The 24,579-nt window shown below is 55.4% G+C and carries 25 protein-coding genes and 1 riboswitch; of the genes, 6 read left to right on the forward strand and 19 right to left on the reverse strand.

Features of this window, described 5'->3' with window-relative positions; genetic code table 11:
* Positions 1-2: 2 nt before the first annotated feature.
* On the reverse strand, positions 3-320 hold the full coding sequence (locus VB780_RS09565; RefSeq protein ID WP_323350914.1) for a DUF2283 domain-containing protein: 318 nt from the start codon (positions 318-320) through the stop codon (positions 3-5).
* 351 nt (positions 321-671) lie between these two features.
* On the opposite strand from VB780_RS09565, the gene VB780_RS09570 reads away from it, so the two are divergent.
* Complete coding sequence (locus VB780_RS09570) at positions 672-2,606, forward strand: ABC-F family ATP-binding cassette domain-containing protein (RefSeq protein ID WP_323350915.1); 1,935 nt, start codon at positions 672-674, stop codon at positions 2,604-2,606.
* Between the two features lie 226 nt (positions 2,607-2,832).
* On the opposite strand, the gene VB780_RS09575 is transcribed toward VB780_RS09570, so the two are convergent.
* The 4 genes from VB780_RS09575 to VB780_RS09590 form a co-directional block, all read right to left on the reverse strand.
* Entirely contained in the window at positions 2,833-3,225 is a 393-nt protein-coding gene (locus VB780_RS09575) for a hypothetical protein (RefSeq protein WP_323350916.1), read from the reverse strand.
* A 286-nt stretch (positions 3,226-3,511) separates the two neighbouring features.
* Positions 3,512-4,201: a hypothetical protein gene (locus VB780_RS09580; RefSeq protein WP_323350917.1), complete on the reverse strand. Its 690-nt coding sequence runs from the start codon at positions 4,199-4,201 to the stop codon at positions 3,512-3,514.
* A gap of 104 nt (positions 4,202-4,305) precedes the next feature.
* On the reverse strand, positions 4,306-4,986 hold the full coding sequence (locus tag VB780_RS09585; RefSeq protein ID WP_323350918.1) for a hypothetical protein: 681 nt from the start codon (positions 4,984-4,986) through the stop codon (positions 4,306-4,308).
* Between the two features lie 247 nt (positions 4,987-5,233).
* A complete protein-coding gene (locus tag VB780_RS09590) occupies positions 5,234-6,019 on the reverse strand; it encodes a dienelactone hydrolase family protein (RefSeq protein ID WP_323350919.1) in 786 nt (261 codons plus the stop codon).
* 225 nt (positions 6,020-6,244) lie between these two features.
* Between VB780_RS09590 and VB780_RS09595 the strand changes: the two genes are divergently transcribed.
* Positions 6,245-6,400 (forward strand): PCP reductase family protein, encoded by a 156-nt coding sequence (locus VB780_RS09595; protein ID WP_323350920.1) that lies wholly within the window; start codon positions 6,245-6,247, stop codon positions 6,398-6,400.
* 249 nt (positions 6,401-6,649) lie between these two features.
* Here the strand turns inward: VB780_RS09595 and VB780_RS09600 are convergent, their stop codons facing one another.
* On the reverse strand, positions 6,650-6,829 hold the full coding sequence (locus tag VB780_RS09600) for a hypothetical protein (RefSeq protein WP_323350921.1): 180 nt from the start codon (positions 6,827-6,829) through the stop codon (positions 6,650-6,652).
* A 217-nt stretch (positions 6,830-7,046) separates the two neighbouring features.
* Positions 7,047-7,125: riboswitch (Glutamine riboswitch) on the forward strand.
* A gap of 283 nt (positions 7,126-7,408) precedes the next feature.
* A complete protein-coding gene (gene sir / locus VB780_RS09605) occupies positions 7,409-9,349 on the reverse strand; it encodes a sulfite reductase, ferredoxin dependent (protein ID WP_323350922.1) in 1,941 nt (646 codons plus the stop codon).
* 327 nt (positions 9,350-9,676) lie between these two features.
* On the opposite strand from sir, the gene VB780_RS09610 reads away from it, so the two are divergent.
* Positions 9,677-9,934: a chlororespiratory reduction protein 7 gene (locus tag VB780_RS09610; protein ID WP_323350923.1), complete on the forward strand. Its 258-nt coding sequence runs from the start codon at positions 9,677-9,679 to the stop codon at positions 9,932-9,934.
* A 56-nt stretch (positions 9,935-9,990) separates the two neighbouring features.
* Here the strand turns inward: VB780_RS09610 and VB780_RS09615 are convergent, their stop codons facing one another.
* Positions 9,991-12,222, reverse strand: a complete 2,232-nt coding sequence (locus VB780_RS09615; RefSeq protein ID WP_323350924.1) for a PhoX family phosphatase — start codon at positions 12,220-12,222, stop codon at positions 9,991-9,993.
* 317 nt (positions 12,223-12,539) lie between these two features.
* Between VB780_RS09615 and VB780_RS09620 the strand changes: the two genes are divergently transcribed.
* Positions 12,540-13,562 carry an isochorismatase gene (locus tag VB780_RS09620; protein WP_323350925.1) on the forward strand — a complete coding sequence of 341 codons (1,023 nt, stop codon included), beginning with the start codon at positions 12,540-12,542 and terminating at the stop codon, positions 13,560-13,562.
* Positions 13,563-13,797: 235 nt separating this feature from the next.
* Here the strand turns inward: VB780_RS09620 and VB780_RS09625 are convergent, their stop codons facing one another.
* Positions 13,798-14,406 (reverse strand): cytochrome b/b6 domain-containing protein, encoded by a 609-nt coding sequence (locus VB780_RS09625; protein WP_323350926.1) that lies wholly within the window; start codon positions 14,404-14,406, stop codon positions 13,798-13,800.
* Between the two features lie 416 nt (positions 14,407-14,822).
* Between VB780_RS09625 and VB780_RS09630 the strand changes: the two genes are divergently transcribed.
* Entirely contained in the window at positions 14,823-15,446 is a 624-nt protein-coding gene (locus VB780_RS09630) for a TMEM165/GDT1 family protein (protein ID WP_323350927.1), read from the forward strand.
* A gap of 35 nt (positions 15,447-15,481) precedes the next feature.
* On the opposite strand, the gene VB780_RS09635 is transcribed toward VB780_RS09630, so the two are convergent.
* The 8 genes from VB780_RS09635 to VB780_RS09665 all read right to left on the reverse strand — a co-directional run bounded on the left by VB780_RS09635 (position 15,482) and on the right by VB780_RS09665 (position 22,445).
* Complete coding sequence (locus VB780_RS09635; protein WP_323350928.1) at positions 15,482-15,922, reverse strand: YbjQ family protein; 441 nt, start codon at positions 15,920-15,922, stop codon at positions 15,482-15,484.
* Between the two features lie 2 nt (positions 15,923-15,924).
* The gene (locus VB780_RS09640; protein WP_323350929.1) at positions 15,925-16,272 is read right to left on the reverse strand and encodes a YbjQ family protein; all 348 of its coding nucleotides are present in this window, start codon (positions 16,270-16,272) and stop codon (positions 15,925-15,927) included.
* A gap of 266 nt (positions 16,273-16,538) precedes the next feature.
* Positions 16,539-16,817, reverse strand: a complete 279-nt coding sequence (locus VB780_RS31380; RefSeq protein WP_416349216.1) for a GIY-YIG nuclease family protein — start codon at positions 16,815-16,817, stop codon at positions 16,539-16,541.
* A gap of 2 nt (positions 16,818-16,819) precedes the next feature.
* Positions 16,820-17,146, reverse strand: coding sequence for a hypothetical protein (locus VB780_RS09645; RefSeq protein WP_323350930.1), 327 nt, complete (start codon positions 17,144-17,146; stop codon positions 16,820-16,822).
* A gap of 9 nt (positions 17,147-17,155) precedes the next feature.
* Positions 17,156-17,815 (reverse strand): hypothetical protein, encoded by a 660-nt coding sequence (locus tag VB780_RS09650; RefSeq protein WP_323350931.1) that lies wholly within the window; start codon positions 17,813-17,815, stop codon positions 17,156-17,158.
* A gap of 277 nt (positions 17,816-18,092) precedes the next feature.
* The gene (ftsH3, locus tag VB780_RS09655) at positions 18,093-19,934 is read right to left on the reverse strand and encodes an ATP-dependent zinc metalloprotease FtsH3 (protein WP_323350932.1); all 1,842 of its coding nucleotides are present in this window, start codon (positions 19,932-19,934) and stop codon (positions 18,093-18,095) included.
* A gap of 166 nt (positions 19,935-20,100) precedes the next feature.
* Entirely contained in the window at positions 20,101-20,916 is an 816-nt protein-coding gene (locus VB780_RS09660; RefSeq protein WP_323350933.1) for an aminotransferase class IV, read from the reverse strand.
* A gap of 5 nt (positions 20,917-20,921) precedes the next feature.
* On the reverse strand, positions 20,922-22,445 hold the full coding sequence (locus tag VB780_RS09665; protein ID WP_323350934.1) for an N-acetylmuramoyl-L-alanine amidase: 1,524 nt from the start codon (positions 22,443-22,445) through the stop codon (positions 20,922-20,924).
* 208 nt (positions 22,446-22,653) lie between these two features.
* Between VB780_RS09665 and VB780_RS09670 the strand changes: the two genes are divergently transcribed.
* Positions 22,654-23,871 (forward strand): DNA double-strand break repair nuclease NurA, encoded by a 1,218-nt coding sequence (locus VB780_RS09670; protein WP_323350935.1) that lies wholly within the window; start codon positions 22,654-22,656, stop codon positions 23,869-23,871.
* 27 nt (positions 23,872-23,898) lie between these two features.
* On the opposite strand, the gene VB780_RS09675 is transcribed toward VB780_RS09670, so the two are convergent.
* On the reverse strand, positions 23,899-24,189 hold the full coding sequence (locus VB780_RS09675; RefSeq protein WP_323350936.1) for an addiction module antidote protein: 291 nt from the start codon (positions 24,187-24,189) through the stop codon (positions 23,899-23,901).
* A gap of 10 nt (positions 24,190-24,199) precedes the next feature.
* Positions 24,200-24,490: a type II toxin-antitoxin system RelE/ParE family toxin gene (locus VB780_RS09680; RefSeq protein WP_323350937.1), complete on the reverse strand. Its 291-nt coding sequence runs from the start codon at positions 24,488-24,490 to the stop codon at positions 24,200-24,202.
* Between the last annotated feature and the right edge of the window lie 89 nt (positions 24,491-24,579).

Consider the following 24,579-nt stretch of genomic DNA (forward strand, 5'->3'; position numbering starts at 1 on the left):
CATCAAGCGCTTTGCAGCAAAGATTGCTGGTTTTGCAAAATTTGTCTGGCGAAGGCGAGCTTTGCCTGTAGGTCGGTATCGGCGATCGCCTCTAAAAAGCGCATAAATTCCACCTGCTGCTCCAGACTCCGAAACGGAAACGCCCTGATGGCCAGCTTTGGCAAGTTAGCGCTTACTCTCAACAGCTCAACTCCCACCACTTGCTCAGCGGCATCATAGTCGTACACCACATCGGGTTCTATTGAGTCAGACTCTACAATGTCACCCTCAGCCAGGCGTAGGTAAAGAGCATCAACGTCGGGGTCGTATGCAATATTCATAGCCTGCCACGCATGCGCCTGTCGAAGTGGATCGTCACTATATGACAGGGATTGGTAGTCCTATTGTAGACAACCTTCAAGACCCGTCCGCCCGCTTCTGGTATCACTCGGTAGGCGCACTGACAGGTAGGGTCTTCTGGATGGAGACTCGATCAGCGCTGGCTCTACAAGCGTAAGGGCAACCCAAGCCCATACAATTTTGCGCTCAGCTAGTCTCAACTTGGCATGGTGGCTCAGGCTGTAGGAGCTTTCATCATTAGTCATCGGATAAAGGGACGTTGCACAACTGCCGACTTCCCCCGCCAGCATACCCTAGGGTCTATGATCTAAGGGTTCACGACCCGGCTGCCCATGACTCTGTTTACTCTGCGCTCTGCCACCAAAGACTTTGGCATCAAAGAAATTCTTCGCGATGCTAGCTTTAGCCTGGATGAGGGCGACAAGGTGGGCCTGATTGGCACCAACGGCTCTGGCAAATCGACCCTGCTGAAGATGATTGCGGGGCTAGAGCCCTTCGACGGCGGCGATTTTTGGGTCAATCCTGGGGCCAAGATTGTCTATCTGCCCCAGCAGCCCGACTTTGAGGCCGATCGCACCGTCCTAGAGCAGGTCTTTGCCGACGCGGGCGAGCAGATGGCGCTGATTCGCGAGTACGAAGATATTTCTCACCACATGGCCCAGGGTACGGGTGACGCCGATGCGCTGATGGCCAAGCTCTCGACGGTATCTGAAAAAATTGCCGCCGCCGATGCCTGGGATTTAGAGAGCAGCGCCAAGGCCATTCTCAGCCGCCTGGGCATTGACGACTTTGACGCCAGGGTGGGCGATCTGTCGGGGGGGTATAGAAAGCGGGTGGCGATCGCCGCCGCCCTGCTAGCCGACCCCGACGCATTATTAATGGATGAGCCCACCAACCACCTCGACGCCGAATCGGTAGAGTGGCTGCAAAGCTACCTCAGCGGCTTTCGCGGCGCGCTGCTGCTGATCACCCACGATCGATACTTCCTCGACCAGGTCACCAACCGCATTCTCGAAATCGACCGGGGCGACCTTTATGGCTACGCGGGCAACTATGCCTACTACCTAGAGAAAAAAGCATTAGCTGAAGCCGCCGACCAGAGCACCCAGAGGAAACACGCTGGAGTCCTCCGTCGCGAGCTGGAATGGCTGAAGCGTGGCCCCAAAGCCCGCAGCACTAAGCAAAAGGCCCGCATCGATCGCATCGGCGACATGCAAAACCGCGAGTTCAAAGAATCCCTCGGCAAGGTCGATATTTCCACCGTCGGTCGCCGCATCGGCAAAAAGGTGATCGAGCTGGAGAATGTCTCTAAAAGCTACGAAGATCGGCTTTTATTCAAGGATTTCACCTACGATTTCGCCCCGGATGACCGCATCGGCATCATCGGCCCCAACGGCGTCGGCAAATCGACCCTCATGAACGTGATCACCGGGCGGCTGGAGCCCGACAGCGGCACCGTCGATATCGGCAGCACCATCCACGTCGGCTACTTCGACCAACACTCCGAAGATCTGTTCACCAACCCCAGCCAACGGGTAATCGAATACCTCAAAGAAACCGCCGAACTGGTCACCACCAACGACGGCAGCGTGATCACCGCTTCCCAAATGCTAGAGCGGTTTCTCTTCACCTCAAACCAGCAGTACTCTCCGCTCGAAAAGCTCTCCGGCGGCGAGCGGCGGCGGCTGTTTTTGCTGCGGGTGCTGCTCTCAGCTCCAAATTTGCTAATTCTCGACGAGCCAACTAACGATCTAGATGTGCAGACCCTCGGAGTTTTGGAAGAATACCTGGAGGAGTTCAACGGCTGCGTGATTGTGGTCTCCCACGATCGCTACTTTCTCGATCGCACCGTCAACACCATTTTTGCCTTCGAGGGCAATGGGATTTTGCGCAACTATCCGGGCAACTACTCGGTCTATTTAGACCATAAAAAAGCCGCCTCAGACACCGAGAAAGCGAATGAAAAGCAGGCAGCGGCAAACAAAGCTCAATCTGCTAATTCTGCTCAAACGGTAGCCAAGGCAGATCCAAGTACTGACGCCAAGACCAAAAAGCTCTCCTATAAAGAAAAGCGAGAATATGAACAGCTAGAGATTCAAATTCCCGCTATGGAGGCCGAAAAAAAGGCGCTAGAAAAGCAGCTCTATGGCAACCCACCCAGTGACTACAGTGAGGTGGCAAAGTTGTCGGAACGCTTGGGCGAACTCACCGCCACCATTGACACCTCTACCGAACGCTGGATGGAGTTGGCAGAACGGGTGGAGTGAGCTTCAGAGCAAGTACAGCAACCGACAGCCACTGGCAATAGAGTTTCAATCAGTAGCCCTACAGAAACTTTTGAGAGAGGCAAAACCCCTATAAAATCTATCCAGCGGTGAATAGCAGACTGCGGAAGACTTCTACTACTATCACGCAGTAATTTGCCCTGGTGCCGCACGCAGCACCAGGGCAAATTATGTAAAACCGTGTTCTAGGATAGAGAACAACGAAGCGCTAGCTGTTTACAGGGGGTTGGCCGAGAGCCTGCTGAGCACGGCGAATTTCGTCTTGATTACCGGCAACTATAAGCCGAAATTGACGGGGCATATTGGGGTCGCTTTTCATTTTTTGACTCGCAGGTTGGCCTGCCCGCACTCCTTTACCCACAGCAGCACCAAAAATGCCGCCACCGATCGCGCTGCCGATAACTATAAACCGGCTAATAGCAGAATGGGGAGAGCCGCCCGTCAGCCAAGCAGCCGCAATGATAGTGGCAATTAGCCCTACTATGCCTCCTAAAAATAGCCCCATCCAAAACCCTGCCTGGCCACCTGTGGTAGTGCCTTGAGCTGCCACTTGAACGCTAGGGGAAACATGATCGTCAATAGAGACTTGCTGATCGTTCAAGCCAGATGCCTGAACAGTTTGCTTAGCTTGATTAGCCTCTTGGCGGCTGCTGAAAACAGCTACTGTTTCTCGAGTTTGTGCTATCTGGGCTGTCATAAAAGACATTCCTTATTATAAAATTCTCAAACAGGAAAGGTTGGTTCAACGGGTGTGTGATTGGCCAAACCTGGCTCCTGTCTTGTATATTGACTGCCGCCAAGCTAAACAACACTCTATTAATAGATAGACTTATCAAGTACGGCAGGTAACTCCGCCGAGAAGGCGAGACCTGCTATTTCTAGCCCTGTCAGCGTTTGGTATTAGCATCCATCTCTTGTTGTACAGCGAGACCAATGGCTAACGCTTCTTGCAAAAATTGTCGATATTCGCTGGCCTGGTGGTTGACGTGGAGGGTTTGCAGGGTCGCCAGGTTGGTTTCAAGGGTACTAAATAATTCTTGCCGCCGCTGCATCAGTGCGCGATGGCGACGCAAAATCTTCTCGGTCATGAGGGCTGAAATCAGACTGTCGCGGGTGGCCTGGAGCGCAACCAATATTTCGCTGTTCTGCAACCCTTGACCTGTCCCCTGCGCCGCATCCAGTTCCTCCATCACTTGCAGCGCCTGAATGATGTCGTTGTGGCGATCGCACTCATCCAGCAGTCGCGCCAGGGTAATAAAGGCTTTCGACCGCCAACCTTGATAGAGGTGCCAGGCGACGGCTCCGATCGCGATCGCCACAGCAATCCCCAGCAGCAGCGCACCAAACTGGTTAAAGCCCTCTTGCTGGCTCACCACCACCAGCCCTAGCCCCAGACAAACCACAAACATTGTCCCTAGCACGAGGCATTCTGTAATCAAAAGGGAGAGCAATTGCCGCCGCGATCGCCACACAGAAGGGCGGATCATTCTGCCCATAAAAACCGAGTCAATGTCTAGCCCCGTAAGCTGATCGAGTTCAGACCGGGTAATGCGTAGCGCCTGCAAATCAGAGGTCATCGTCTTTGCAAAATCAGGGATTGCCAACTAAAAATATGAATCAGAAATACGGTGTATCTATTGGGGAAAGTGGCTATTTGCCCTGCCCGCGCAGTAGCGGTTAATCAATTGCCAAACAGCAGTGAAACAATGCTGCGAATCACCTGAGAGTAAAAGTTGCCTTCTACCTCACGGAAGAGTTGAAAGAGTTGGCCAGGGGAACCAAAAAAGGGTCTGAGCGTCCACCCCAGCTGGCTACCCACCAGACCGTAGAGCGTCAACCAAAACAGCAGCAGGCGGTTGCGAATCTGCGGGGTATCTTCGGTAAAATTCATCACCGAGCGAATGCCCGAATAAAACAGCCTCACCCCAATGAAACCCGTAAGGCCAAAGATAGCGACATTGAGCAATAAAAAGAAGTGATAGCTGCGAATAGACACTAAAAAGAACAGCGTCACTGGCGCAAAGCTAAACAGCAGCACGCTAATCACCGAAACGGTGGTAAGGCTGAGCACTGCGTACTGACGAAAGTCGGCCTTAGAACCAAACAGAATGTCGAAAAAGTACAGCGTCGGCAGACAAATTAGCAGAGTTAGCAAGTAGAGAGCGGGCAGCTTGACCATCGACACTAGCAGTTGTTGCCAGCCGCTAGACGAGCCAATAATGGCCCCATAGATAGCAAAAAATAGCGAACTGACCACCAGCAGCGATAGAATTTTAGACTCAATCTTTTTGCCCTGGCGGACTTCTTCTAAAAAGGTGGGGCGATCGCGCAGCAACAAAATCAGGGTTGAAAAGTGATCCATAATCTTACCCAAAGCGACAGCGGTAAAAGCTTATCTGGAGTGTAGCCATAGCTTGGGTTAGAATAGGTCGGAAAAAGTCGGCGCTTCTTGCTTCCTTTAAATACGGGATGGGATGGGCCTAAGCGACCCAGCAGCGGCAGCAAAACACACCGATCGCGAAAACCACCGTAGGCTGGCCTAGCTTACGGTGGTTTTCTAGAAGCACTCGGTTGTGAGGGATGATGGTCGCGCTTACAGCTTATAAGGGCTAGCCCAAAACTTCACCTAAAAAGGTCATTAGGGTCTGCCATGAGTGGCGATCGGCCATGCCATCGTAGCGATTAGCGTCGCTCCACACGGTGAAAGCGTGGTCAACACCGCCGTAGATTTCCACACCGAAGTCAACCTCGGCGGCATCGAGTTCGGTGGCGAGCTGGGCCACGTCGGCCATGGGGGCCGAGCCATCGTCAGAGCCGTGCAGAATCAAAATCCGCCCCTGGGTTTGACTGTAGTCTTGCCCTTCAGGGGTTTCAAAGCTGCCGTGGAACGACACGAAACCATCTATATCCATACCGGCGCGGGCCATTTCGAGCACGGCAGCTCCGCCAAAGCAGTAGCCGATCGCCACCACCTGGCTGCCGTCTACGCCCGCTTGAGCCTGGGCCTGAGCCAGTCCTGCCATCAGTCGGGCTCGCATGGTAGCGCGATCGGCGTAGAGTGCGCCGCTTTGCGCCCGCGACTCGTCGGGGTTGGTGGGCCGTACCCCTTGACCGTAGAGGTCTACCGCAAAGGCTGCGTAGCCCTGCTCGGCCAGCATTTGGGTGCGGCGCTGTTCGTAGTCATCCAGGCCGTTCCAGTCGTGGATGAGCAGCACCAGAGGCTGGGTTTCGCCAAAGTTTTGGTTGAATGCAAAGTAGCCCTCAAAGGGTTGTCCGTCAATGTTGTAAACTACTGGCTCAGCCACAATGTTGGCCTTGGCGGCGGGGGATAGGCCCATCGCCACCAGCGTGGTCACGACGGCGGCCAGTACGATCAGTAAGAATTTCCGTATCACTGCGATCTCCTTAATTCAACCAACGCGGTCAGAGACCTAAGGCCCGAAAACTCTCTGGCGAGAGGATTTTGGGGTCTAGCATCCCTTCGGTCCAAGAAAAATCTGCAAAGGATGGGGCGCAGATTACGGCCCTATCGTGCGAAATCAAACCTTGGCTTAGAAATGTCTCTGACCCCTGATATCGTAAAGAAGTTTGAAGCACTATGCAAAATTGCGCCTCTACCTATGGAATGGACTGCTGACGCCGAAGCCCGCCTCAAAGAGATTCCCTTCTTTGTGCGCCCTGCTGCCCGCAAGAAAATCGAGAAGTTTGCCCAAGAGCAGGGCATAAGCCAGATCACCATTGAGGTCTATGAAGCGGCGAAAAAGCAGTTTGGCTAGGGGCGATCGCACGGACGACAACCTCTGCGACACCCAATTCCTATTTGTGCCGCTGAAAAGCATCCGGATTGAACCTATTTGTTGGCGCATTTGTCGGCGGTGAAGGGACAAGATTTTTTACCCATGAACTGGTGATCTGCGCAGCCGCAAATATACGCAAAAAAATCCTGCCAACGGTTAAGTGGGCAGGAGTCATGTCATGTCTGGTCGAAGGATTAGTCTGAGAAATTGAGCTGAGATAGGGCCAAACTACAGCCCTACGCCAAACCCTTTGCTCATTTCTAGGCCAAAGCTGGCCAGATTGTCTGGGCCCCAGGTGTCTCTGGTGGCGGTAGTTTGAGCGGTGTCCATACCAAACCCAAAGGCGCTAGCCAGCCAGAGGCCGAGCTTAGCAAGTTTTTGGGTTGTCCAGGCTTTAATCAGGGTCATGGTAGAACCTCCAACGGCAGGATCTCAGCAGGTAGAATGACAGTCTTTAGTTACTTTCTAATAGTAAAAAACCGCACTAGAGACTACAAAAACTAGGTTGCATCTCACCATGAATAGCTTAGATAGATCGGTAATCCGTAATTATTGAGAAGTGCTACAAACCCTTTCCAAACCAGAAGGCCAGGTTAAACTGTAATAGTAGATACAGAAGAAAGACGCCGTTCATCCTGTCTACAGTCCGATATCGCTAGCCTGACAGGACGGAAGTAGAGAAACCCCTCTCGAAGGAACGCGCCAACCATCCTTTGCCTTGGGAGGCGAACCTGTTATGAACACTGCTCTTGTTGCCGGACTCGAAATCATCGCTGCTGTCACCGTGATGACCGTGGTGGTTTGCCCCATGCTGGTGTGGATACTGCCCGATCGCAGCCAACCGGTAGGTTAACAAACTCAGGGGTCGGGAGCCTATTTAGCTTGTTCGCAAAACTTGCTAGCAAAGTCAGGCTCCCGACCCCTCAACACTTAACTCCGCACAAAAAAGGGGGATGGGTCGTAAAACCCATCCCCCTTTTTTGTGCACTAGTCTTTAGCGACCGGCCTTTGCAGGTATACCGACAGGGCCTCGGCCATGACCTGGGCCATCGGTCGCCCCTCCTTGTCGGCAGTGGCTTGCAGCGTCATGAACAGGTCATGGGAAACGCTCAGCCGGTGCCGTCCTTCTTTGGTATGGCGGGGAGTGTACTGATCGGCGTTGTAGGTAGCCGCGAACTGCCGCAGGGCTCCAAAACCGACGCGATCGCAGAAATCCCCGAAGCTTTCGTCCTTTTTGCGCCCATCGCGGAAGAACACAAACAGCGGCTCTAGGGTGGTATCGACATCGTTGTCGTGAAGGCGCTCCAGGTAGGGGCGGGCCAAGCGGGTTTGGTTGGGGGAACCCCCCAGCCACAACTGGTACGACTCTGGGGCACTGCCCACCAGGCCCAACTCGGCCATGTAGGGACGGGCACAGCCGTTGGGGCAGCCGGTCATGCGCACCACAAAGTGCTCGTCTTCGAGGCCTAGCTTGGTGAGCAGGGCGCGCAGACGCCCCAGCACCGTGGGCATGATGCGCTCTGACTCGGTCACCGCCAGGCCACAGAGGGGCAGGGCAGGGCAGGCCATGGCGTAGCGCACCAGGGGATCGAGCTCGGTCTCTTTCTCGATGCCGCAGCGGGTGAGAATCGCCTGAATCGCCTCTTTGTCTTCGGGCTTAACCTCGTAGAACAGCACGCTCTGGTTGGGGGTGATCAGCATTGGCAGGTTGAACCGCTGCACAATCTCTTTTAACGCCGTCTTGAGCTGAATACCCTCGCGGCGATCGATAATCCGCCCGTTCTCGACGGGCACGCCCACGAACCAGTTGCCGTCGCCCTGCTCGTGCCAGCCCAAGTAGTCATAAAACGTCCACTTAGGCAGTTTTTTGAAGGGCTTGAGGGACTTGCCCAGGTAGGTTTCGACCTGCTGGCGAAAGCGATCGACACCCCAATCGTTGATCAGGTACTTCATGCGGGCGTGGCGACGATCGTGGCGATCGCCATAATCCCGCTGGGTCGCAACAATCGCCTTCATTAACTCATACACATCGGCCTTATCGATGTAGCCAATCTCGTCGGCCACGCGAGCGAAGGTTTCTTCTTTGTTGTGGGTGCGGCCCAGACCGCCCCCGGCCAGCACGTTGAACCCCTTAAGCTGCCCGGTGCGATCGGTAATGACGACTAGGGTGACATCGTGGGTGTAGGCATCAATGGAGTTGTCGCCGGGCACTGTGACCGCGCACTTGAACTTGCGGGGCATGTAGTGGGTGCCGTAGATTGGCTCCGGGCTGTTGTGCACAATGGTGCCGTTGCCGTTGCGCTGGCGGGCCGCCACCACGTCGGGGTGCTCTTCGACGGAGACTGCCTTCTCGCCATCTAGCCAGATTTCGTAGTAGGCCTCGGTTTGGGGACGCAGCAGGTCGGCGATGTTGTTGGCATACTCCTGGGCCAGCCGGTACTCGGGCCGGTTGGTGTAGGGGGCCGGCGGGGCCATGACGTTGCGGTTGAGGTCGCCGCAGGCCCCCAGGGTAGAGCCCAGGCTGCGCACGATCGCCCCAATGGTGGCCTTGAGGTTTTGCTTCAGCACGCCGTGGAGCTGCATGCCCTGGCGGGTGGTGGCCCGCAGGGTGCCGTTGCCGTACTCATCCGACAGGCGATCGAGGGTGAGATACAGCTCGGGAGAAATGAACCCGCCAGGGTTGCGGGTGCGCAACATCATCTGGTAGTCCTTTTCTTGGCCCTTGGCGCGGTTGTCGCGGTTGTCTTGCTGGTACGAGCCGTGGAACTTGAGAATTTGAATGGCCGGTTCAGAGAAGTGAGTCGTGTCTTGCAGCAGCTCGCTGGCCACGGGCTCGCGCAAAAAGTGGCTGTTCTCTTTAATACCCTCCAATTTGGAGGGGGCAGGCCCGGGGGCGGCGGAGTTGGGTTTAATAGGAGTCTGAACCATAGCGGCAGGCAAATAACCGTTAAAACAGAAAAATCCAGGCAATGGCACCGCAGAGCGGCCTATTCCCGGATGACTTGGACGGGGCAGAAGCAAAAATTCACCGGTAACCCGGTCGGGATTTCGGTGAATCTCTTGTTATCCTACCACCGGATCCAAAGATTCGGGCCACTTGCCCACGGAAGTTCACAGTTTCCCATAAAATTTCCGCTGCGCCGCTGAAGGGTTGAGGGCGGGCTAGACAAACGCGCTATGCTCCCTTTCCCCAATTCCAGTCGCACAGGGGGGTCAGCCGTTTAGGATCAATCCAGATCCCTGAGGAGCAACACCATGCCCGATGCCATTATGTACCAGGAAGAGATGTTCGTCGTGCTCATGCCCGGCGCCGCCGAAGAATTTCTCTCCCCAGAGGAGCTGCTAGAGCGGTTGACGGGGGTGCTGGGCGATCGCCAGCAAGATCTGCCCCGCGACCTCCAGCGCTTCACCACTGTCACCGAACAGGCCCTGCACCTGCGCGACACCGCCTGCGAATTAGAACTCAACCCTGGTGAAGCCATGCAGTGGTACGTCGTGCGGTTAGAAAAATAGCTGCAACGAGAAACCTCGTTGCAGCTATACAGACTTAAAGGCAAGCGCCAGAACAACTACACTGCGATTTTGCCGCCGTCGTTGCGGGTGATCACTACCGTGGCCGAGCGGGGGCGAGCGTTGCCCCCATCGGGCCAGTGGCTGGTGAACAGCGCTGGGTCAGTGGCCGACTCGCTATTTTCGCCCGGATGCTGGATGTTGACGAAGATCACCGTGCCGTCGGGCGACTCGGTAATGCCGGTGATCTCACAATCGCGCGGCCCCACCAAAAATCGGCTTAGCACCATCGGGCTAGCGGCCTGGCCCATATAGGTCTTAACCTGCTGGTCGGCATCGCCATTGAGCGGCACCGACTTGTTGGTAATCATTTTGGCCTCGCCGTCGCCAACGGTACCGGGCAGCGCCGCCAGCATCATGCAGTTGGTGGTGTCGGTGATGTAGCCGTCATCGGTCTGCAACCACATCAGCCCAGGCACCGCCTCGCTAAACCACAGCCCATCAGGGCTAGAGAAATCATTCTCGTCGGTCAGGCCAGACAGGTTGACATCAGCTTCAGCACTGGCCCTGGCCCCAAACAGGTACACATCCCACTCAAAGGTGGTAGCAGCGTGGTTGCCTCCAGCCTCACGCCAGCGAACGACGTGGCCGTTGACGTTGCCCTTGCTGACGGTTTCACCTTTGGCATCGGCGTAGTAGCGAGGGTTGGCGGCGTTTAGAGGGGTGCCAACACCGCGCCCGCCGCTGCTCGACACGTTATTGGTGAGAGTAAGGTAAACATCGCCGTTCACCGGGTTAACACCGCCCCACTCGGGCCGATCCATCTTGGTAGCGCCAGCGGCATCAGCGGCGATGCGGGCGTTAATCAGTACATCGGCTTCGTCGGCAAAGGCGTAGTCGGCGTAGTTGGCAATCTTGGGGTTGCTCATGGTCAGGGGCAGCCATTCACCAGTACCGTCATCGTTGAACTTGGCAGCGTAGAGCGTCCCCGCATCCAGGTATTTATCGCCAGCAGCTTGACCTCGGTTGGCGTCACGCGGATCCCACTTGGCGGCGGTGACAAACTTGTACATGTACTCGTTGCGGGCGTCGTCGCCGGAATAAAACACCAGGGATTGACCTTCCACTGGGGCCGCAGGCCAGCAGCCTTCGTGAGCAAAGCGCCCGATCGCCGTCCGCTTTTGAGGAATGGCATTGGGGTTGAAGGGGTCAACTTCTAGTACCCAACCAAAGGTATTCGCCACGTTGCGGAAGTCTTGGTTGGCGCGATCGGCCGTTTTGCTAGCATCCCACCGCTGGTAGAGATCGGTGTTGCTAGCGGCCTCGGCCCGCGACCAGTTGTAGCGGCCCGAGGTGGCATTGCCAATGCCGTAGCGCTTAAAGGAAGCCAGTTCCTTAGCGGTGCGAGCACTGTCATCTTCGCGGCGGTTAAAGTAGCCCGCCCAGTTTTCTTCGCAGGTGAGGTAGGTGCCCCAGGGGGTGTAGCCATTGGCGCAGTTGTTGAGGGTACCACGGGTCTGTTCACCGCTGGGGGAAAAGGCCGTGGCCATCATGGGGCTACGGCGGGCGGGGCCGCTAATCTGACAGCGGGTGGCGGCGGTAACGCGGTGGTTAAAGCGCGAATCGCGGTTGATTTCGTAGGTCGATCCCTGCTTTACAACTTCCACAATGGTGACGCCGTGGGCTGCCACTTCTTTGTCAATTTCAATGGCAGGACGCGCCTCGGTGCTCTCAGGGCCGTAGTTGGTGGGGCCGTTGGGATGTACAAAGCCCAGGTCTTCGCAGACTTCGTTGTTGATACAGAGCAGGGCGCGATCGCTGCCGCTGGGGTCCCAGCCATTGCCCGCCCTGTTTAGGCCGAAGTAGTGCATGGCGTCATTGTGGTCGCCAGCCCGCACCTCAAAGTCGTTATCGGTGCCATTGTTTTTGTAGGGGGTTACGCCGCTTTTAATGGGGTCGCCCGTAGCCAGCAGCACGCGAGCGGTGTAGCCCTCGGGCACCACCAGGGTGTCGGCAATGCTTTTGGCCACAGGGTTGAAGCTGAAGCGCAGATCGGTAGCAGCTTTGGCAGCTTTTCCAGCCTGCTTAGTGGAATCGGCCCCAAAGGCTAAACCTGTCCCCAACATAGCGGCGGCGGCCAGGGATGAACTGCCCTTTAGAAACCCCCGCCGACCGAGGCGGGCACGCTCTAAAACTTGGTTAAAGGAGTCGTTGTTTGAGGGATTGTGATTTTCGTCCTCAAGGTTGACCATCTTTTTGAGGATGGTGCGGATATCTTGCTTCTTCGCCATGGTCAGGGCTCCCCAGTAGGCTTTTTTGCGTAACGAAGAAATACTATGGGGCTTGGGTAACGGTAGGTTTAATAGGCGTTTAGCGGTTTTTTAAGGGACAGTGAAGGGAAGGTAATCAATCGGCAGGAACGCTGTACCTGCGCCGTCGCTAGCGGCTGAAATGTAAGGCCTGTTACGGCTGTTTTTTTAGCCAAACAGCGGGCAATGGCCTGTATGAAGGTTAGTAAGCCTGATGCCCTAACCCGGTGTCGTGCCCCCGCCATTGAGCCTAAAATTAGAGCAGCTAACGATGTGATAGTTTGCGGAGCCCCAGGAAGATGACCGATTCAGCCCTGCTGCCAGTGCCTGATTTCTACAACCCCGGCCGGGTCGGTGAGGTGTGGTCGGTACCCTACCAGCAGCGCGCCGTCGAGGCCCAATCCTGGGCTAAAGCCCATCACATTCCCCCCGCAGCCGAAGATAGCCGCCGCCTCTGCCTGCTGCTAATTGATGTGCAAAACACTTTCTGTATTCCGGGCTTTGAGCTGTTTGTGGGCGGGCGATCGGGCCAGGGGGCTGTGGACGACAACCGCCGCTTGGGCGAATTTATCTATCACAATCTAAAGCAAATCACTACAATTACCGCCACCCTCGACACTCATACGGCGATGCAGGTGTTTCACCCTGCCTTTTGGGTCGATGCCGAGGGCGAGAACCCGCCGCCGATGACCATGATTCACTACGACGATGTAGTGCAGGGCAAATGGCAGGTCAACCCGGCAGTGGCCGCTAACCTCACTGCCTCCCGCGACCTGCAAGAGTACGCCCTGCACTACACCAAAACCCTGGATGACCGAGGCAAGTATCCCCTCACCATTTGGCCTTACCACTCCATGCTGGGGGGCATTGGCCATGCGCTGGTACCTGCGATCGAAGAGGCCTGTTTTTTCCACACCATGGCCCGCCAGAGTCAGACCCGCTTTGAGCTAAAGGGCAACAATCCCCTCACAGAGAATTATTCGGTGCTCAGCCCTGAGGTTATGGAGGATGGGCAAGGACGGGCGATCGCGCAAAAAAACACCCCCCTGATTCAAACCCTGTTGGAGTTTGACGGGGTGATTGTCGCGGGTCAGGCCAAGAGCCATTGCGTCGCCTGGACGGTGGCTGACCTACTGAGCGACATTGAGGCCACGGATCCTGCCCTGGCCCAAAAGGTTTACCTGCTCGACGACTGTGCCTCGCCAGTGGTTGTCCCAGACGTAGTCGATTTTACTGACCAGGCAGAGGAGACCTATCAGCGCTTTGCCGAGGCTGGTATGCACCGGGTGCAGTCAACCACGGCGATCGCAGACTGGCCCTAGCCTGTGCCCCATCAATGCAGTCAAGTCACGTCTGACTCAAGGCTGTGAATAGTTGCGATCGCCAAATTCAGGCCACTGCTCCATAGCTATGTAGCCGCTACAACTCAGTCAAATAGGTCAACAACGGCAAAACGAACGCGGCAAAAATGCCACCGATGACCACCCACTCAACCACCTTTAATGGAGCATTTGTTCCTTTCATAAATGCAGTTCTTTAAGAATGATCAATTAATAGCTAACGCCCAAATCGCTCGCGAAATTTTTCTCGGAGATAACCTATCCATAGCGATGGCGACTCTTCAGGACGGTACTTTGTTTGGGCCATTGACAACAGTAGAGGCACCCCGCCGACCTTAAGGCCCATGGCAATGTGGCCCAACAAGGTTAGTAGTAGCACCAGCCATGCGGCCAGATGTAGCCGGTACCAAATGTGGTATAACTCGCCAGCGGGCAGCCAGGCCTCTTGCATCATTCTGCCGGTAATTACGGCCAACGTACTGGCTAGGAGCATAGCGGTGTTTAAAAGTCGTTGAAGGTTCACCCACCAGCTGGGTTTACCGATTTGATGGGTGAGCCGAGGCCAAAAGTCACGAAACAATAATCGCCGATATCCCCAATGAAAACTATAGATAGCAAGAGCGGGAAAGATCAGCAAAAAGAAAAGGCCAAACGTACCATGAATGCCTTGAATATCTGGCAGTGATGGTAGAGGAATAGAGCCCAACCGACCATCATAGGTGTTGTACACTAGAAAACCGGTAATTAAGGCCCCGATTGCCAGCAGGCCAGAAACGCCGTGTAAAAGCCTCAGAACTAAAGGCTGATAGGGAATTAATTTAGGCATTCTATCCAAAAATATGAATATTTTGATCGCCAAAAATATCATAAGCCAGGAAATACCTCTGTGGCAAACAACAGAAAATGAACAGAAAATGAAATTGGATCAGCTTAAAAATGATTAAATTATGAAATAAAAGACTGTTGCTTATGAATTTAATCAGTATTTCCAATTACGCGTAAATCTGCCATCCATGATATGGTTTAACTCATGAAGGGGAGTAGCTTAGGGCTGCAATGCAGCTCAATCATCTGAGTCAACATACTGGCGATGAGCCTGGTTCAGATGGTGAATTAGCACCGTGAATTAACACTGCGCATTCGCAAGCGAGACCTTCACTGAGTCCACAACTGACGTGGGCTTGGTGGAGTTCTTGCGATCGTCCATCATGCCCGCTCAGGTTTACAATCCTGGAGACGAGCATGCATCCCCTGACCGGATTTACCGCTGGTTTACTACTCATCACCCTATCTGAACTAGGGGATAAAACCTTTTTTATTGGCATGATTTTAGCCACCCGGCATCCTCGCCGCTGGGTGTTTATAGGGGTTGCCGCCGCGCTGTTTGTGATGACGGTTTTGTCGGTAGCGATCGGCCAGGTGGTCACCATTTTTCCTGAACATTACATTCAGGGGCTGACGGTAGCTCTATTTTTAGGATTTGGGCTCAAGCTGCTGTACGATGCCAGCCGCATGGTGGGGGGAGGCAGTCTTGCCGATGAGCAGGCCGAGGCCCTAGAGGCTGTCGAGGAGAGTGAGGCTGAGGTCAGAAAATGGTCGATCAGAACCGTGCTCATCCAATCCTTTAGCCTGACCTTTGTAGCGGAATGGGGCGATCGCACCCAATTTGCCACCATTGCCCTGGCGGCAGCCAACCATCCCGTGGGGGTGGTGCTGGGGGCAACCCTAGGTCATGCGGTGTGTGCGGCGATCGCCGTCGCCTGCGGTAAACTGATCGCCGGGCGCATTTCAGAACGCTGGCTGACAACCGTTGGCGGGCTGCTATTTATTGTCTTTGGCCTGGTTGCCGCCGCAGAGATGGTTTAGGGCAAGTCGGCGGCGTCCCAAACTGGCCCAGAGAACTATCGAACCCCTGTGCCGTAGGCAATCACCTCAAGGGCAATCACGCCCTTGCCGTTATTGCCGCTCAGCTCAGCAGTTTGAATGCGGATGTTAACTACCTGGTCTGCGCCCCAGGCCAGGGCCGACTCCTCCATCCGCAAGATGGCCTCGCGGCGGCCCCGCTCCAGCAAACTTTCGTAGACCGTGATGCGTCCGCCGAAAAAGTTCAATACTCCTGCAATAAACGTCTTAAAGAAGTCCGACGATATCACTACGCTGCCAGTGAACAATTGCGCCTGATGGGCCTTGGGCAGAGCCACTTTAGCTCCAGCCGTGCTGAGCATCAGCCCGTGGATAGCCTGCTCTCGCTTCTGCAACTGACGGAAGTGCTGCTCTTCCGTTCTGGCACCAAAAAAGTAGCCAATCCCTAGCAAGATTGCAAAAATAATTAGACTATCCATGGCTATTCCACCCGCACGGCGGTGCCGTAGGCAAACAGTTCCGCTGCGCCTTGGGTCAGCGATGAGGTGGCAAAACGCACGTTGACAATGGCGTTAGCCCCCCGCTTTTGGGCCTCTTGCACCATGCGGCTAGTGGCCTCTTCGCGGGCCTCTTGTAGCAGCTCGGTATAGCCCTTAAGCTCGCCACCCACGATGTTTTTGAGGCCAGCGGCAATATCGCGGCCAATGTGTTTGGCTCGCACCGAGCTGCCCTGTACCAAGCCCATGTGCTGCGTAACGGTTTTGCCAGGGACGGTTTCAATGTTGGTGAGAATGATATTTGATGCAGAAGATCGAGGTTGAACGGTCATCTCGCGGCCTGTGGCTCTATAAAACAACCACAACCCTAGCCCTTGGGACCATCGGCGTCGATAGTTTCTAACGGTTTGTCTGCTATTGCTTGCAAACCGTTACACAGAGCTTTGATGAAATTCTACGGCGCAAGCATTAGCAAATCCAAAATCACAAACCTAAAACCCGCGCTTAGCGTTTCTGAAAACTTTGAACTGTTATCAGGGAGACAATAAGAAAAAATGTATTTGAAGAAAGATCTGCCATCCCCATCATGAATAGATTATTACACTATTGGAGGTGACTTCAAATTGAGGGCAGGTTTATAAAAATCAAAAGCTGCGTTTTCAGCACGATTTAGCAGCCACTCAGGCAATTCTATCCAGCAAATACAAATATCGTTGCCGTAATCAACTACAAGTTTCGCAAGCTTGTGATGACCTCCATTCCAACGCTGGTGAAGGTTTTGGGACTGGCCAACGTACAAAACAGTACCATCCTGGTGGAGAACCAGGTAAATGCCACTCGTTTTAGGTAGCAGTGACAGCTGGCTAAGAGAGATTATGACTACAAATCCTCAATATGAATATCTGCTATTTGAGCTTCTAGCTGAATCCGCTTCCAATCAATCTCTATCTCATCCTGCGTCAATCCGGCCATAGCACCAACCGTGAGTAGGGAGCCTTTAAGCATCTTTTCGGACTCTTCTAACTCAGTTAGGCTTATGTCGGGCATTTGTTTCAGAGCACGAACTTGCTCTAGAATTGTTACCCAATGAGCTTTGTATCGCAGGTCACGTCCTTCCGTTAGTTCAGGATGCCCTTTTTTCAGTTCTTGAGTCGTTCCTGTCCTAGTCAGCTTGTAAACTTCCTGCTTGACCTCGAGCATTTTCATAATGCCCCCTTACAACTTGGTGTAATGGACGACAGTTTTAACTAGCTTTAGAATTTCAGACTTTTCGAGATTAAATAAGTCAGATCCCAAATCAATTGCTTTGTTAGATGACTTTGTACTATAGATAAGCTTGACTTTTTCTTGAATTTCCTCTGAAGCGTTTTCTTGCTTCAATATAGCCTTCACTAACTCCCGTTGTACCCGGTAAGTATCATTCCAAGTCTGTAGGGAGCGTTGACTATTTTCTAGATGGCCAAGTTGCTTGATTTTCTCAGACCATGAATCCAATAACTGAGATAAAGCCGACGCTGTACTGACCCCAGCCTTCTCAAACAGAGACTTAAGTACTTGCCCTTTTTTCTGGCTATCTTGGATGACCTTGACGTGCTCGTCACGGTATTTTTGCAGAATGTTTTCTGCCGCTGCTACCGCAACTTGCTTTTCTTGCCTGCCGGTAATCTGACCTTGCTGCTCTGAGCGAATTTGATCTAAAACCTGATCATAATTTGTCATGCGATGACGGTAGTGATTGAATAGCTGCCGACCATCCGCCAAGTCATAGGGTATTTTGGATCCATTCCCATCCTGAACATTGTACAGCTGTTCAGGATTTGTTAGTCTCACGCGCTTGCGGAGACGAGCTTTATACTCATCATTTTCAGTACCCAAGGCTCATTCCTCAACTTAATGCAGTCGTAAGCTTCTCTTTGTACTCTACCCGTAAACCCTTTAGAATCTATATTCTCCGATTGATCTTGATACAATCACCAAGAATCAAACAGCAGTATTCTGTGAGCTAGCTAAATCAGCTGAACAAGCGCCACATAAAGTATTTAGGCAGAAAAGTGAAATGGTCGGCAGTGCCTAACCTGCAAGAGAACTTAAAAAAAGGGGACGCCCTGTTGGACATCCCCTTTTCTAGCCGGTTATCAGGCTCTAGTGTGATTTACACGATTGAAGCCATGCTCACATCGTTAGTGGCGAGCAACTGTTGCAGCTCTTCAGAATCTACGGTTTCTTTGTCTACTAGCATGGTGGCCAGTTGGTCGAGCACGTGGCGGTTGTTGGTGAGTACCTGCTTGGCGCGGGTGTAGGCCTGGTCTACCAAGCCCCGCACTTCGGAGTCGATGGTGGCGGCGGTTTCCTCAGAGAAATCGCGCTCGGCGGCGATGTCGCGGCCCAGGAACATGTTGCCCTGCTGGCGACCTAGGGCAACGGGGCCGAGCTTGTCGCTCATGCCGAAACGGGTGACCATTTGACGGGCAACGCGAGCCACCTGCTGGAGGTCGTTAGAAGCACCTGTGGTCACTTCCTCTTCACCAAAGATAATCTCTTCAGCGATGCGGCCACCTAGGGCAACAGCCATCTGGTTTTGCAGGTAAGAGCGAGAGTAGAGGCCCGACTCGAGGCGATCTTCGCTGGGAGTAAACCAGGTTAGACCACCGGCTCGACCGCGAGGGATGATGCTGATTTTCTGCACCGGGTCATAGTCGGGCATCAGGGCACCGACTAGGGCATGACCAGCTTCGTGGTAAGCGACTAGCTCCTTGCGCTTTTCGCTCATGACGCGGTCTTTTTTCTCAGGGCCAGCCAGAACGCGATCGATCGCATCGTTGACCTCATCCATAGAAATCTCGGTGAGGTTGCGGCGGGCGGCGAGAATTGCAGCTTCGTTCAGCAGGTTCGACAGGTCGGCTCCGGTAAAGCCAGGGGTGCGACGGGCGATCTTTTGCAGATCGACATCCTTAGAAAAGGTTTTGCCGCGAGCGTGGACGTTGAGAATTTCAAGGCGACCGGCGTAGTCGGGGCGATCGACTACCACCTGGCGGTCAAAGCGACCGGGGCGCAGCAGGGCCGCATCGAGCACATCGGGGCGGTTGGTAGCGGCAATGATGATAATGCCGGTGTTGCCCTCAAAGCCATCCATCTCAGTGAGCAGCTGGTTGAGGGTTTGCTCACGCTCGTCATTACCGCCGCCGAGGCCCGCGCCCCGCTGACGACCGACGGCGTCAATCTCGTCGATAAAGACGATACAGGGAGCGTTGGCCTTGGCCTGCTCAAACAGGTCGCGGACGCGGGACGCACCCACACCGACAAACATTTCGACAAACTCAGAACCGGAGATGGAGAAGAAGGGCACGCCCGCTTCGCCCGCTACGGCCTTGGCCAACAGGGTTTTACCGGTACCGGGAGGGCCGACCAGCAGCACGCCCTTGGGAATCTTGGCGCCGACGGCGGTGAAGCGATCGGCGTTCTTGAGGAAGTCAACCACTTCGGTCAGCTCTAGCTTGGCCTGCTCAATACCGGCCACATCGCCAAAGGTAACCTGGGTCTGGGGCTCCATCTGCACGCGGGCCTTAGATTTGCCAAAGTTCATGGCCTGGTTTCCAGGGCCACTCTGGGCGCGACGCAGCACAAAGAACAGCACCCCCAGCAGCAAAATGGGAATCAGCAGGGTGCTAAGGGCGCGCACCCAAACGCTGTCGTCGCTCTGGGGCATGACGACAATATCGACATTGTTGGTTTCTAGGGTGCTGATCAGTTCCTGGTCGTTGGGCAGGTTAACGATGATCTGACCGTTACCTTCGGGGTCGGTAAAGCGGGCGCGGGTGCGATCGGCGCTGATGTTAACGCGCTCGATCTGGTTATTTTGCACCGCGTCTAAAAACTGGCTGTAGCGCCAGGTCTGGGTTTCGGGGCCAGAACCGTCAAAAATTGCGGTCGCTAGGGCAATGACTACAACGACCAGCAGGGCGTATAAGCCTGCATTTCTCCACCGTTTGTTCACCGGGCTAATGCCTCCACTTACTTCTTGGGATGAACCGTTTCTAAGAAACTGTTGCTAAGGAAACTTGATTAGGGCTAACGTTTAACCGAGCCTTAATGATTAGAAGGATATTAACTTATGTTAACGCCATCTGTCGGAATGGGCTAATCGGATGTGAAATCAGGGGCTAATTTTCTCTAAATGCAGCCCTCAAAGCCTCTAGGGCTGGGTGCTGTGGGTTAACCTCCAGTCTACTGCGATCGCCCAAAACTGTGTGACCCAGCACGGTGTGTATTGGCACCACCTGTACCGCTGAGTTGCTGTAGGCCAGTGCCTCAAAGCGCCGAATTACCCCCGGCGGCCAGGGGGATTGATCGACCCGTTCCCCCCGCTGCCTCAAATGTTCGATGAGGTGGGCGCGCACAATCCCCGGCAGGATGTCTGCCCCGAGGCCGGGGGTGTGCCACTGACCGTTGGCCCAGCCCCAGAGGTTGCCGGTGCTGGTTTCAAGCCATTGCCCCTGGGCATTTAGCAGGATGGCTTCGCGGGCACCGTGCTGCTGGGCGGCTTGGTGGGCAAGCCAGGCTCCGAGGTAGTTGCCGGTTTTGTAGGCGGGCTGCGATCGCCCGTACAGTTCCCCCCGCGCTACCCAGGCAACAATGCCCTGGGTCTGCATTGCCGCCAAATCTACTAGCAGGCCGCGCCCGGTCACCAGCTCACGACCGTCGGGCAAGCAGGTAATCCGCAGGACGGGATACTGCTTTAGCAAGACTTCGGCCCCCTGCTGCACCCGCTGCCAGTCGGGGCTAGACCAGCCAAAGGCGGTTAGCGCATCTCCTAAACGCTGCTGGTGGGCCGTCCAGTGGGTGAGGGGATGGTCGAGGCACTGGCCATAGACCCGCAGGGTGGTAAACACCGTAGCCCCGTAGAGCCAGGCAGGATCATTCACCGCCAGCAAAATATCGCTGCTCTCGCAGAGCTGCCCATTGAACCAGTAGGCCATACGCCCTACAGCCCTTGCTGAATGTATTGCAGAATGCCCCGGGCGATCGCCTGGGCCATGGTTTCGCGCCAGGCGGGGTCGGCCAATTTGGGAGCATCTTGAGCGCCAGTGACAAAGCCAACTTCGAGCAGGGCGGCGGGCATGGTGCTTTGCCGCAGCACATAGAAGCGGGCCTGCTTGACGCCGCGATCGCGCATGCCCGTTGCCGCCAGCATACTGGCCTGGAGGGTAGCCGCCAGCCTGCGCCCGGTCTCTGAGGAATAGTACGACTCAATGCCGTTGACATCGGGGCGGCTCATGCTGATGGCGTTGGCGTGGATGCTGACAAACAAATTGGCCTGGGCGCGGTTGGCGATATCAGCTCGGGCTTGTAGATCGACGGTGACATTTTCGCGCCGGGTCATGACCACCGTCACGCCTTGGGCTTCGAGCAGCTCGGTGACTCGCAGCGAAATGGGAAAAATCACCTGTATTTCTTGCAGGCTGTTAATGCCTACGGCACCGGGGTCGCGCCCGCCGTGGCCGGGGTCGATAGCCACAATGACTCGCCCATTGGGCACCGTGGGCAACGCTGGGGTCTCTACCGATCGGGTGGGGGGCGGCGTGGGGGTGGGGGGTGGCGTTTGCGCCTGGGGTGGAGCCGCCTGGGCGGGCGGTGGGGTGCGAGGCACAGCGGCGAGGGGGGCAGGTTCATCGGAAATGCTGCCGATGGGCACGCCGCTGGGGGGCAGCACAATCACGCCGCTGCTATTGCGCAGGGCTCGCCAGTCGGGGCTAGTGGGGCCAAGCCTCAGGGTAATGCGGGTCGAGGGGGGATTGGTGGGCTGCTGGGCCACATCCCAAGCGAGAATGCTGTAGCGGTAGTTGGGCAGGTCGTCGGGGCGCAGATTGCCCGCTACGGCGGTGTTAGGCAGGTCGATAATGGCAAAGCGGTTGTCGGCATCGTCGCTGGTGATTTGCATCGTGGGGGTGGGGGCAGTGCCCGTGAGGCGAATCAAAAACCCGTCGCCGGTCGTGACTACGCCGCTGAGGATGGAGCCTGCCCCGGTGCCGGTGTTCCCCTGCACCCGGTTGGCGGTGGCGGTGGGGGCCGGTAGAGCCCCGGAGGGGGGCGCAGCGCCCTGGCTGAGGGTGGGCAGCTGTACCGCCCACTGGTTGGGGCGAACCCCTTGAACCCTAACGTCTTGAGGGTTGAGGCTATAGCCGGGCGAAAGCTCAATGACGAGGCGGGCGGTCTGGCGATCGAACTGTCCGGCCCGCACTTCGCGTACGGCACCGCCTACGGTCTGGCTGGCGTTGGTGTTGCCCAGCTGGGTATTGGGCAGGTCAACCACGATGCGGGTAGGATTCGCCAGCAGTTGCGCCCGAGGCTGCACTTGGCTATCGGTGGTAAATACAAGCTGGTTAGTTTGGGCGTCAAACCACCAGTATTGCAGGGTTGCGGCCCTGGCGGGGGCTGCGACAACCAGAGCACTGAGGGTTGCTAACGCTCCTGAGGTGAACCCTAAGGTGAGCCATCTCGACTCCATAAGCACGACCAGAACACGACCAAGACATAAGCCACCCGACAGTATAACGACGGGAGACAAAGTGGCATCCGTAGGGGCAAAATTCTGGGCAAATTTTTGGGGTGAAGAGGAGTTCGTTGGAACGTTTACAGGTTGAAACGTTCTTTGGCTATATGTTCTGAGCGGCGGCACCGGAGGTATAGTATTGGTGTACCAAACGGGTCGTTTTATGCTTGACCTGATGAAGCTGGCTCGGCAGATGCAGGGCATTAGCCAGCACCTCAGCCAGGAAGCTGCCGCCGCCCAGGAGCGAGTTGCGGCGGCCCGCAAACTGCTGGCGATCGCCGCTACCCGTCAAATTAATCTGGTAGAGCAGGCTGAAATCTGGGGCGATCGCGCCCCCTTTACCGCCGCCCAGCCCACCGAAGTCCTCAGCCTTCGCAATCCGGTCGCCACTGCCCCCGAGGCCCACACCGTCATCGCCACGGATGGATCGCAAATTTCCCCCAGCCATCATGAAATCGCCTACTGCTACTTGATCAACGTGGGCCGAGTGGTGCTCCACTACGGCCAGAGCCGATTTCCACTGCTCGACAGCCTGCCGGAGGTGGTGTACCGAGCCGAAGATCTCTACCTGTCGCGCCAGTGGGGCATCAGTACCGAGGAATGGATGGGCCACCGCCGCACTGTGGCTGAGGCCGTGGTGCTGGCAGAGCTTGGGGAAGCCGTCCACGACAGTTTGACCAGAGTAAATTCTTATGCAGACAGAGTGCCGGTGCTGGCCCTGGTGGATGGGTCGCTGATCTACTGGTTTTTGGAGGCGCTGCCGGGGGAGGCGCGCGATCGCATCCTGCCTCCCATCCTCAATGCCTGGGATCGGCTACGACAGCAAAACATTCCCCTGGTGGGCTACCTCAGCGCCAGCCGCAGCGGCGAAGCGATGAACTTTTTGCGGTTTGCCGCCTGCCCGTTCCTGCAGCCCGACTGCCAGACCCACTGCGGCAGCGACGAGGCCAACCCTGCCGACCGCGCCCCCTGTGCGCGGTTCTTGCCGCTACGCGATGCGACCTTTTGGGCCACAGAACTGGCTCCTGGGGAACGCAGCCCCTTTTGGCGCAGCACCGCCAGCATTTTGGAGCTGTACGGCGACCATCGCGTGTATTTCTGCTACCTCAATGTCGGCCCCGAGGTGGCGCGGGTGGAAGTACCCCAGTGGGTGATGGAGGATGAGGCGCTGTGTAAAAGCGCCCTAGAGATGGTGCTCACTCAGGTTCAAAAGGGCTATGGCTATCCGGTGACGCTGGCGGAAGCCCACAACCAGGCGGTGGTCAAAGGGGGCGATCGCAGCCGCTTTTTTGCCCTGCTTGAGCAAGAAATGATTCGCGCCGGGCTAAAGAATGTCGGCACCTCCTACAAAGAAGCCCGCAAACGCGGCAGCATTGCCTAGGCTTAGCTTGCTTGAGTTTTGCCGCAACTAAGATATTGGAGTGGCGTGCAATTGCAGTCCCAAGGCTTTGATGACTTTAATAACCGTGCCAAACTCTGGGTTGCCTTCACTTGAAAGCGCTTTGTACAGACTCTCACGGCCAAGGCCAGTTTCACGAGCAATGTGGGTCATACCCTTAGAGCGAGCAATATCGCCTAGAACCGCCACAATAAGCGCCGGGTCACCCTCTTCTAGAGCAGCTTCGAGATAGGCAGCCATATCTTCGGGAGTTTCTAGATGGTCTGCGGCATCCCAGGGAAACGTTTGGATATGAGTCATAAGAAATTTCCTACAGATCTTGGGCTAGCTCAATAGCCGTTTTAATGTCTCGATCTTGCGTACGCTTATCGCCTCCGGCTAGCAAGACAAGCAACGTATCGTTTTGCTGAACAAAGTACACTCGGTAACCAGGGCCGTAATCGATCCGCAGCTCTGACACTCCCTTACCCACAGGTTTTACATCACCAGGATTACCCATCGACAAACGGCGAATGCGTAGGACAATACGCGCCTTAGCCTGGCGATCTCTGAGGCCGCTGAACCAGCGAGCATAGATGTGGGTCTGGCGGATTTCGACCATCCCTCAAGTGTATCTCATGGGATACAGCAACCATAGCTCAGCAATTTTGGTTTGCAGGTTTGGATAAAAACATGTGGGCAAGTGACCTA

It is taken from the genome of Leptolyngbya sp. CCNP1308 (genome assembly GCF_034932455.1).
Lineage (GTDB): Bacteria > Cyanobacteriota > Cyanobacteriia > Phormidesmidales > Phormidesmidaceae > Nodosilinea.

Coding starts and splice junctions, on each gene's coding strand:
- VB780_RS09565 (WP_323350914.1), bottom strand. CDS start 320: ATGAATATTGCATACGACCCCGACGTTGATGCTCTTTACCTACGCCTG.
- VB780_RS09570 (WP_323350915.1), top strand. CDS start 672: ATGACTCTGTTTACTCTGCGCTCTGCCACCAAAGACTTTGGCATCAAA.
- VB780_RS09580 (WP_323350917.1), bottom strand. CDS start 4,201: ATGACCTCTGATTTGCAGGCGCTACGCATTACCCGGTCTGAACTCGAT.
- VB780_RS09585 (WP_323350918.1), bottom strand. CDS start 4,986: ATGGATCACTTTTCAACCCTGATTTTGTTGCTGCGCGATCGCCCCACC.
- VB780_RS09595 (WP_323350920.1), top strand. CDS start 6,245: ATGGAATGGACTGCTGACGCCGAAGCCCGCCTCAAAGAGATTCCCTTC.
- VB780_RS09600 (WP_323350921.1), bottom strand. CDS start 6,829: ATGACCCTGATTAAAGCCTGGACAACCCAAAAACTTGCTAAGCTCGGC.
- sir (WP_323350922.1), bottom strand. CDS start 9,349: ATGGTTCAGACTCCTATTAAACCCAACTCCGCCGCCCCCGGGCCTGCC.
- VB780_RS09610 (WP_323350923.1), top strand. CDS start 9,677: ATGCCCGATGCCATTATGTACCAGGAAGAGATGTTCGTCGTGCTCATG.
- VB780_RS09615 (WP_323350924.1), bottom strand. CDS start 12,222: ATGGCGAAGAAGCAAGATATCCGCACCATCCTCAAAAAGATGGTCAAC.
- VB780_RS09620 (WP_323350925.1), top strand. CDS start 12,540: ATGACCGATTCAGCCCTGCTGCCAGTGCCTGATTTCTACAACCCCGGC.
- VB780_RS09625 (WP_323350926.1), bottom strand. CDS start 14,406: ATGCCTAAATTAATTCCCTATCAGCCTTTAGTTCTGAGGCTTTTACAC.
- VB780_RS09630 (WP_323350927.1), top strand. CDS start 14,823: ATGCATCCCCTGACCGGATTTACCGCTGGTTTACTACTCATCACCCTA.
- VB780_RS09635 (WP_323350928.1), bottom strand. CDS start 15,922: ATGGATAGTCTAATTATTTTTGCAATCTTGCTAGGGATTGGCTACTTT.
- VB780_RS09640 (WP_323350929.1), bottom strand. CDS start 16,272: ATGACCGTTCAACCTCGATCTTCTGCATCAAATATCATTCTCACCAAC.
- VB780_RS09645 (WP_323350930.1), bottom strand. CDS start 17,146: ATGAAAATGCTCGAGGTCAAGCAGGAAGTTTACAAGCTGACTAGGACA.
- VB780_RS09660 (WP_323350933.1), bottom strand. CDS start 20,916: ATGGCCTACTGGTTCAATGGGCAGCTCTGCGAGAGCAGCGATATTTTG.
- VB780_RS09665 (WP_323350934.1), bottom strand. CDS start 22,445: ATGGAGTCGAGATGGCTCACCTTAGGGTTCACCTCAGGAGCGTTAGCA.
- VB780_RS09670 (WP_323350935.1), top strand. CDS start 22,654: ATGCTTGACCTGATGAAGCTGGCTCGGCAGATGCAGGGCATTAGCCAG.
- VB780_RS09675 (WP_323350936.1), bottom strand. CDS start 24,189: ATGACTCATATCCAAACGTTTCCCTGGGATGCCGCAGACCATCTAGAA.
- VB780_RS09680 (WP_323350937.1), bottom strand. CDS start 24,490: ATGGTCGAAATCCGCCAGACCCACATCTATGCTCGCTGGTTCAGCGGC.